The organism is Alteromonas sp. AMM-1 (assembly GCF_047290655.1).
GTDB classification, from domain to species: domain Bacteria; phylum Pseudomonadota; class Gammaproteobacteria; order Enterobacterales; family Alteromonadaceae; genus Alteromonas; species Alteromonas mangrovi.
Genome location: NZ_JBLBUE010000267.1, coordinates 1 through 2,589, shown reverse-complemented (window position 1 = coordinate 2,589; position 2,589 = coordinate 1). Strand labels below are relative to the sequence as shown.

The following is a 2,589-nucleotide window of genomic DNA, read 5'->3' as shown; positions in this document are numbered from 1 at the left end:
GATCCCTTTAACTAACGCGTGTTCAAGTCGCTTGTTAACCGGCAACTCACGCCAGGCGAGATCTTCTTTAACCACCGTTTTACCGTCGCCCTGATATTTAGGCGCAAGCTCTAGTAGCTTGTCTGTAGCGTCTTCATGGCTGTTCAGGATCACATCTTCAACCGCATCTCGCAGTTCTTTGGGGATCTCGTCATACACTTCCAACTGACCGGCGTTCACAATGGCCATATCAAGGCCAGCGCGGATCGCATGGTACAGAAACACTGAGTGCATGGCTTCGCGTACCGGGTTGTTACCGCGGAACGAGAACGAAATGTTCGACAAACCACCCGATACGTGTGCATAAGGGCAGGTTTTGCGGATCACACGTGTCGCTTCAATAAAATCAACGGCGTAGTTATTGTGCTCTTCTATACCGGTGGCAACAGCAAAAATATTGGGGTCGAAAATAATGTCTTCCGGCGGGAAACCCACCTTTTCAACCAACAATTTATAACTGCGCTGGCAAATTTCTACTTTGCGCGCCTGGGTATCGGCCTGGCCGGTTTCATCGAAGGCCATCACTACCGTTGCAGCACCGTAACGTTTAATCAAGCGAGCCTGATGTAAAAAGGGTGCCTCGCCTTCCTTTAAGCTAATGGAGTTAACAATCGCTTTGCCCTGCACGCACTTAAGGCCGGCTTCAATCACTTCCCATTTTGACGAATCAATCATGATCGGTACGCGACTGATATCGGGCTCAGACGCAATCAGGTTCAAAAAGGTGGTCATCGCGTTTACTGAATCCAACATGGCTTCATCCATGTTGATATCAATGATTTGCGCACCGTTTTCAACCTGCTGGCGGGCCACATCCAATGCAGCTTCGTAGTCGCCGTTTAAAATAAGGCGTTTGAATACGGCGGAACCCGTGACATTGGTACGTTCACCGATATTTATAAAATTTGAAAATTCTGCTGACACGTCAATACCTTAATGCACGAATGGTTCTAAACCGGACAACCGCATTTTGGGCTCAAATGCGGGGACTGCCCGTGGCGTGACACCTGCAACGGCGTTGGCTAAATCCCGGATATGTTGAGGAGTGCTGCCACAGCATCCTCCAACAATATTCACTAATCCTGAGCCCGCCCATTCTTTCAGGTGACCTGCCATTTCAGGCCCTTCCATATCGTATTCGCCAAATTCATTGGGTAAGCCCGCATTTGGGTGCGCCGACACCAGGCATTCTGACACCGTTGAAATTTCGTCTACATACTGGCGCAACAGATCAGGACCCAACGCACAGTTAAGGCCAAATGACACCGGCTTTATATGGCGCAGGGAGTAATAAAACGCTTCGGCTGTCTGCCCGGAAAGGGTGCGACCAGAAGCATCGGTAATGGTACCAGAAATCATCACTGGCAAACGGAATCCCAGTTTTTCGAACACGGTTTCAACCGCAAATGCCGCGGCTTTGGCATTCAGGGTATCAAATATGGTTTCAATAAGAATGATGTCTGAGCCGCCTTCGATGAGGGCCTCACAGGACTCCGTATAGGCTTCCACGAGCTGATCGAAGGTCACATTGCGTTTGCCTGGATCATTCACATCCGGAGATATGGACGCCGTGCGGTTTGTTGGACCCAGAACACCCGCTACAAAACGCGGCTTTTCCGGGGTCTTTGCTGTAAATTCATCGGCAGCTCTGCGCGCCAGTCTGGCGGCGGCCAGATTTATATCACGAGACTGTGCTTCCATGTCGTAATCGGCCATGGCAATAGTAGTGGCATTAAACGAGTTGGTCTCGATGATGTCTGCACCGGCTTCGAGATACTGACAGTGAATATCGTAGATGATATCAGGCTGTGTAATAGACAAAAGATCATTGTTGCCTTTTATATCACAATGCCAGTCGGCGAATTCCTTGCCCCGGTAATCTTCTTCTTCCAGTTTGTGGCGTTGGATCATAGTGCCCATTGCGCCGTCTAAAATCAGAATGCGTTTTGCCGCCAGGGCATAAAATTGCTCGTCAGTTAACCTGCTCACGTGTTACCTCTTATGCTGGTTTTTCTCTACCAGCTGATTCAAATCATACGGCGTTGTCTGGTAAACATAGTAGTTTATCCAGTTCGTGAAAAGAAGGCTGCCGTGTGAGCGCCATCTTACTAAAGGAGACTGGCTTGGGTCATCTCCCGGAAAGTAATTACAAGGAATATTTGGTTCTATACCGGCCTGCACATCGCGCTGATATTCATCAGATAGGGTTTCAGGATCGTACTCCGGGTGTCCGGTAATGAACACCATGCGCTTGTCGTCAGAGGCAACCACATAAGCGCCCGCTTCTTCTGACTCAGCAATGACTTTCAATCCCTCAACGCTGTCATAATCTTCAGTGGCAATATAGCCATAACGCGAATGAGGGGCGAAAAACTCCGGATCAAAACCTCTGAGTAATTCATTGTGCGGATCTTTCACTTTGTGGTGATACACACCAGACAGTTTTTCGTCGCGTAATTTACGCTGAATGCCATAAAAATGGTACATGGCGGCATGCGCTGCCCAACACAAATAGAGCGTAGACTGCACATGACGATTGGCCCATTCAAG

At 49.0% G+C, this 2,589-nt stretch carries 3 protein-coding genes; all 3 read right to left on the bottom strand.

The features are described from left to right. Positions 1-963, bottom strand: a 963-nt coding sequence (locus ACLR2L_RS19905; RefSeq protein ID WP_413370728.1) for a dihydropteroate synthase, incomplete at its 3' end; no start/stop codon positions are given. Positions 964-972: 9 nt separating this feature from the next. Beyond that, positions 973-2,028 carry a homocysteine S-methyltransferase family protein gene (locus ACLR2L_RS19900; protein ID WP_413370726.1) on the bottom strand — a complete coding sequence of 352 codons (1,056 nt, stop codon included), beginning with the start codon at positions 2,026-2,028 and terminating at the stop codon, positions 973-975. Positions 2,029-2,031: 3 nt separating this feature from the next. Then, a partial coding sequence (locus tag ACLR2L_RS19895) for a homoserine O-acetyltransferase/O-succinyltransferase family protein (RefSeq protein WP_413370724.1) occupies positions 2,032-2,589 on the bottom strand: 558 nt, incomplete at its 5' end.